Origin of the sequence: Staphylococcus marylandisciuri, assembly GCF_025519785.1 — a bacterium.
GTDB classification, from domain to species: Bacteria; Bacillota; Bacilli; order Staphylococcales; family Staphylococcaceae; genus Staphylococcus; species Staphylococcus marylandisciuri.
Map to the genome: position 1 here is coordinate 65,702 of NZ_JAOPKZ010000016.1, position 6,503 is coordinate 72,204.

Sequence of the window (6,503 nt, forward strand, 5' to 3'; positions counted from 1 at the left end):
GCTGGTGGAAACTGTTTTACCAGTTTCTCTTTGTTGGGGCCCCTGCTCAAATCCTCTATGCTTTTATCCTAACCTCATATTACCCTTAGTAAAAAGGGATAATATGTAACCGAGAAAGATAGTCATAGCTTTTAAAAGATGATATAATAGCGCTTGTGATAATGATTATCATTTACTACATCAAAAAGTAGTTCTATAGATTAATCGGTGTTAAGTAGAAAGAAGGGAATTTATGAATCGTTTAACTGGGAACCAAGTTACGATTGGCTATGGAGAACATACGATAGTTAATAACTTAAATGTAGATATACCAGACGGAAAAATAACCTCCATCATCGGTCCGAATGGTTGTGGGAAATCTACGTTATTAAAAGCATTATCTAGACTGTTATCTATTAAAGGTGGAGAAATTATACTTGACGGTGAAAGTATTCACTCTCAATCAACTAAAGAGGTAGCTAAGAAGATTGCTATATTGCCTCAATCTCCTGAAGTAGCAGACGGACTTACAGTAGGGGAGCTCGTATCATACGGTCGTTTCCCTCATCAGAAAGGGTTTGGTCGTTTATCAGCAGAAGATAAACAACAAATTGATTGGGCGCTTGAAGTGACTGGAACTTCAGAATTTAGATATCGTTCTATAAATGATTTAAGTGGTGGTCAACGTCAACGAGTATGGATTGCTATGGCACTCGCGCAGAAGACAGATATCATCTTCCTTGATGAACCAACCACTTACTTAGATATATCCCATCAGTTAGAAATATTAGAACTAATAACGCAATTGAATAAAGAGCAGGGATGCACCATTATTATGGTATTACATGATATCAACCAAGCAGTACGTTTCTCTGATCATCTCATCACCATGAAAGAGGGTCAAATTGTTAAAGATGGTTCAACTGAAGAGGTATTGACTGAAGATATCTTAGAACACGTGTTTAATATCGATGTAGAGATTAGTACTGATCCAAGAACTGGGAAACCGATGCTAGTGACTTATGATTTATGTAAGAAACACTATCCCGGAGTTTAGGAGTCTATAGGATGATGAAAAAAGGGCGATTAAACTATATTACCACTCTAATCCTAAGCATTTGTCTACTCCTAGTTGTTTTCTTGGTATCTATTTTATATGGTGAGGCTAATATAAACGTTTCAACTATTGTCGAAGCCATCTTGCATTACAATCCGAAAATCGAACAGCATAATATTATAGATGAAATACGAATACCGCGTAATATTGGCGCCATACTCGTAGGTATCTCTTTAGCTACAGCAGGTGCAGTGATTCAAGGTGTTACAAAGAATAGTTTAGCAGACCCCAGTTTGATTGGTCTTAATTCAGGTGCGGCCTTTATGTTAGCTCTGACCTTTGCTTTCTATCCCACTGCACCCTTTTTAATGCTTATGTTCTCAGGGTTTATTGGCGCGTTATTAGGTGGTGTGATTGTGCTTATGATAGGTCGTTCTCGAAGCGATGGTTTCAACCCTATGCGGATCATCTTAGCTGGTGCTGCTATAAGTGCGATGCTCACTGCGTTAAGTCAAGGTATAGCTTTAATATTCAAACTCAATCAAAGCATTACCTTTTGGAGTGCAGGGGGCGTTTCAGGCACTACTTGGCCTCAACTCTTGTGGGCTGGTCCGGTCGTTCTTATCTCGCTCTCAATTATACTGGGTATGAGTAAGCAACTTACCATTTTAAATTTAGGAGAAAGTTTAGCGCGTGGATTAGGTCAAAACGTAGCGCTCATTCGAGGCGTTACCCTTGTTATGGCTATGATACTCGCAGGCATAGCAGTAGCAATGGTAGGTCAAGTTGCATTCGTAGGTTTATTGGTCCCTCATATTGTGCGTTATCTCGTAGGCACAGATTATGCGCGGGTCATCCCCATGTGTGCGATATGTGGCGGCATACTCGTTCTTATAGCTGATACGCTAGCCCGTATGCTCGGTGAAGCTCCTATGGGCGCGTTAATCTCTTTTATTGGTGTCCCGTACTTCTTATTTTTAGTTAAAAGAGGGGGCCGTTTATCATGATAGATCCCAAATTGAGAATGAAACAGCTGATCGCTATTGTTATCCTAGCTGTGTTACTTATAGCAGCTTGTGCTTGGAGCATAACTTCAGGCGAATATAAAATGTCGGTTGGTACATTCTTTAAAACGCTCTTTGGACAAGGTGCGTATACTGATTCCCTCATATTATTAGAATTTAGATTGCCGAGAATGTTGATTACAATCCTTGCTGGTGCTGCATTAGCGTTGAGTGGTGCTTTATTACAAAGCGTAACGCGTAATCCATTAGCTGAACCTGGTATCCTAGGTATTAATGCGGGAAGCGGTTTTGTGATAGCTTTATTTGTTGCTTTTGGACAAGCGGATCCAGATAACTTTGTTTATGTTCTACCTATTATTAGTATGATTGGTGGAATACTTACAGGTATAGTGATATTCACCTTTAGTTATAATCGTGGTGAAGGAATTACTCCAGCAAGTATGGTGTTAGTCGGTGTAGGGATGGCTGCTGCATTAAGTGGTGGTGCACTGACGATTATGGCTACATTCGATCAGGATCAAGCTGAATTTATTGCCACATGGCTAGCTGGAAATATCTGGGGCGATGAATGGCCCTTCGTGATCGCTTTTATACCGTGGTTAATCATTCTCATCCCTTTCATTTTTACTAAAGCGAACGTCTTAAACTTATTAAACACTCACCCTGATATAGCTAAAGGTATGGGGATTAACGTTTCTAAAGAGCGTTTCATTTTGCTGCTAGTAGCCATTTTATTATCATCTGCTTCAGTTTCAGTAGCGGGTGCGATTGGTTTCATCGGTTTGATGGGACCTCATATAGCTAAGACTATTGTAGGCCCTAGACACCAAATGTTTATGCCTCTCTCCATTTTGATAGGTGCTTGTTTATTACTAGTCGCCGACACGATCGGTCAAACCTTATTACAACCGACTGGAGTACCTGCCGGTATCGTAGTAGCGATAATTGGCGCACCTTATTTCTTATATTTGATGTACCGTTCTAAATCAGTTTAATACTTGTCGTAAGTATTTTGGATAATTAGAACTTAATTTTTTCTGGTAGATCATTGCAATATAAATGCAGTAGCTAACTGTAGTTAATCACACGTATATCGAGAGATTACAGAGCGGACTCGCTTTTAAAGGAGTGAGAGTCGGGACAAAACCGGTTAGGATTTGGGCAGGGGCCCCAACACAGAGAAACTGGGACTACAGTTTCTACAAGCTATGCAAGTTGGGGAGGCCCTATAAAAGCGAAGCCGAAGGCTGGGACATAAAGGTCTTTGACTAGAGAGAAAGAGGGGAGCGGGGCAGAAATCTTTTTATTCAAATTAGATTTCTGTCCCGCTCCCAAAGATAATATAGCATTTAAAAGCTATTCAACGCTGGAGAGTTGTTGGAGCGGTTGTTGACAAGAGTGAAGCGAGTCAAAGGCAAAAATGATGAAGAGTGTTATCGACCGTACAAGTGAAGTACTACTGAACGGCGAATACTTTATACTAAATAAGTTACAGGTGTTTGCTGATGAGATAATATATTGAAGTTGCAACAGAAAGAGCTTCATCTTTTAAAGAAAATTCTATGGGTTATTACGCTTCAGAAGCAAAGAGCAGTTTATCAGTAATTACTGTTCTTTTGAATGAATTTATTGATAAGATATGATAGAATAAAGATCAACTTAAAATAATTAGAATGAGTATAATCTTTTTATAAAAGAAAACCTAACATTATAATTATATCTGACAACTAGGAGGACATTGCCATGCAAGATTTGATAAAGAAACATGTCTTAAACGGCGAATTCGAGTCTCTCAAACAATTAATGTCCGAATCAGATTTTATGGATTTTGAAGAAGCGTATATCTCCTGTGCTCATGAGGTAGAAAGCACGATGTTTTATACATGTATACTGGATTTAATGAAGGAAGAGGAAACAGCAGAACTGCATGACTTAGCTTTTTTACTTCTTGTCTATCCATTAAGTGAATTAAAAGGTGCTTTAGATTCCGCATATTATCACGCTGATGCTTCCATAAAGTTAACTGACGGCAAAGAAGTAAAGAGTTTACTTCAAATGTTGTTACTACATGCAGTGCCAGAACAAGTCATCTCTGATAAGGAAGCGATGGAAGTAGCGAGACAAATACTTAAGCTAGACCCATCTAATAACGTAGCAAGAAATGTATTAAAAGACACTGCGAAGCGTCTTGATAATGTAGTTGTAGACTTTGATGAATTGAATCATTATCGAAACGCGAAGTAAACAATTATTAAACGTAACATCAATTTGTGAGTAGTAATGGATAGGAAATTAACACTACAATTCACTTAAATATTGGAAGTGAAGTATTTGCGCAGTAACTGACTACAACTATAGCCAGGCTTGTAGAGAGATGACAAACTTAATCAATTCGATTGCTGTCATCCCCTCATCTCATTGAATTCATAAATGATCACAAAGATAATAGCTAGCAATACTTTGAGACTAGAATGGAAAGCTATGTGATAGAGACCTGTAAAAGGGTCTTTTTGTTTTGCTTAGCGTTTTTTAGCTATCTATTAACTAAAGTAGAATAGGATAGTAAAGTTAAATGAGAGATTGCCATATAGCGCCTCAGTATAGATTCGAGAGGTATGCTTTTTTAAAAATTGCGCAAGATGCAGTGTCGTAATAATAGTGACCAACATTGCTAGCTTCAATAGTTAAGCGTTCATGCTTGGAGGCTTTGTGAAAGAAAAGTAGTTTGTAATGTTTTAGCTTTTCCTTTTTGAAAATTTACAGTAAATAGAATCATCTCACCGAGCATTAGGTAGTATGTATAAAAATTCAAAAGCTAACGATAACACCATCTTGTCAACCTCCTCTTATTAATCAAAGCATTTAGTGATGATTTATGTTTAAAAATATATCTGAATAAATAAAACAAACTAAAATTTCTAAAAAATATAAAGAATACATGTATATAAAACCTTTAACTCTTTATTTGAGGTTGCAAAAACTTTCAAGTACGTTATAATTACGAAATGTGTTAACTAAGAGGAGGTTATATATCACATGGGGTTGAATAAAGAAGCTATAAAAATTGGTTTCGCTTATGTCGGCATCGTCGTTGGTGCTGGTTTCTCAACTGGACAAGAAGTTAAACAATTCTTCTCCGACTACGGACTATGGTCGTATATCGGAGTAATTATCTCAGGTGTTATCTTATCATTTATTGGTAGACAATGCGCCAAGATAGGTGTTGCTTTCGATGCTCAGAACCATGAATCTACGCTAAGTTATGTATTCGGTAAGAAATTTAGTAAAATCTTTGACTATATACTCGTATTCTTCTTATTCGGTATTGCGGTCACAATGATTGCAGGTGCCGGATCTACCTTACATCAAAGTTACGGTGTGCCGATTTGGTTAGGTTCACTTGCAATGACAGTAGTCATATATTTATCACTGATCATGGACTTTAATAAGATCGTTCGTGCTCTAGGTGTGGTAACACCATTCTTAATTATAATGGTTGTTATCATTGCGGCAGTCTACTTATTTAAAGGCGACGTACCGCTCAACCATGTTAATAGTGTTGTGCCTAAAGCTAATCCATGGTTAGGTATTCTTAGAGGTACGCTATATGGTGGACTCGCCTTTGCTGTTGGATTTAGTACAATCGTTGTAATTGGCGGTGACGCTTCTAGAAGAGGTGTAGCAGGTCGAGGTGCATTATTTGGTGGCGTCATCTACACAATTCTGCTTGGATTAATTAACTTTGCAGTACAATCTGAATATCCACATATCAAAGATGCATCTATTCCAACAATCACTTTAGCTGATGATGTACACCCAGTTTTAGGTATTATTTTATCTATCATCATGCTTGCAGTAATGTATAATACTATTTTAGGTCTACTATATTCATTTGCTGCCCGTTTCACAGAGCCATATAGTAAGAAGTATCATATATTTATTGTGATTATGTTGATTGTAGCTTATATTTGTACATTTGTTGGATTTGAAGATTTAATTAATACACTTTATAACTTTATGGGCTTTGTTGGTCTTGCAATTGTAGTAGCAGTTATTATTAAGTACGTAATTAGAAAACGTCAAGATGAAGACCACATTGCTTAGTAGTCGAAATTAATTTTTATAAACTTCCATCTCATTTATTAGGGGATGGGAGTTTTATTTTGTTAAAAGTTTCTATGCTTAACACATGCTCTTTTTTTAGTTAATATTAAATCATAAGTCGACGGTTGGGAGCGGGACAGAAATCTAAATTTGAATAAAAAGATTTCGTAGTCCCGCCCTGACAAAGATGACTAGAATTGAAAAAAGCTTGATACAAGCGCGTTTTCAAATCAGTCATCTACTGCCGAGATGTTGAAGGGAGCGGGACAGAAATCTAATTTGAACAAAAAAGATTTCGTGGTCCCGCCCCGGCAAGGATGACTAGAATTGAAAAAAGC

General features: G+C 37.5%; 5 protein-coding genes. All 5 read left to right on the forward strand.

Features of this window, described 5'->3' with window-relative positions; genetic code table 11:
- Positions 1-232 precede the first annotated feature (232 nt).
- A complete protein-coding gene (locus N9R04_RS09955; protein WP_262856617.1) occupies positions 233-1,036 on the forward strand; it encodes an ABC transporter ATP-binding protein in 804 nt (267 codons plus the stop codon).
- Positions 1,037-1,047: 11 nt separating this feature from the next.
- Entirely contained in the window at positions 1,048-2,043 is a 996-nt protein-coding gene (locus N9R04_RS09960) for a FecCD family ABC transporter permease (protein WP_262856618.1), read from the forward strand.
- The gene (locus N9R04_RS09965; protein WP_262856619.1) at positions 2,040-3,056 is read left to right on the forward strand and encodes a FecCD family ABC transporter permease; all 1,017 of its coding nucleotides are present in this window, start codon (positions 2,040-2,042) and stop codon (positions 3,054-3,056) included. The genes N9R04_RS09960 and N9R04_RS09965 overlap by 4 nt, the downstream gene beginning before the upstream one ends.
- Before the next feature lie 748 nt (positions 3,057-3,804).
- Entirely contained in the window at positions 3,805-4,305 is a 501-nt protein-coding gene (locus N9R04_RS09970) for a hypothetical protein (protein WP_262856620.1), read from the forward strand.
- 792 nt (positions 4,306-5,097) lie between these two features.
- Entirely contained in the window at positions 5,098-6,165 is a 1,068-nt protein-coding gene (locus N9R04_RS09975; protein ID WP_262856621.1) for a YkvI family membrane protein, read from the forward strand.
- The last annotated feature ends 338 nt before the right edge of the window (positions 6,166-6,503 follow it).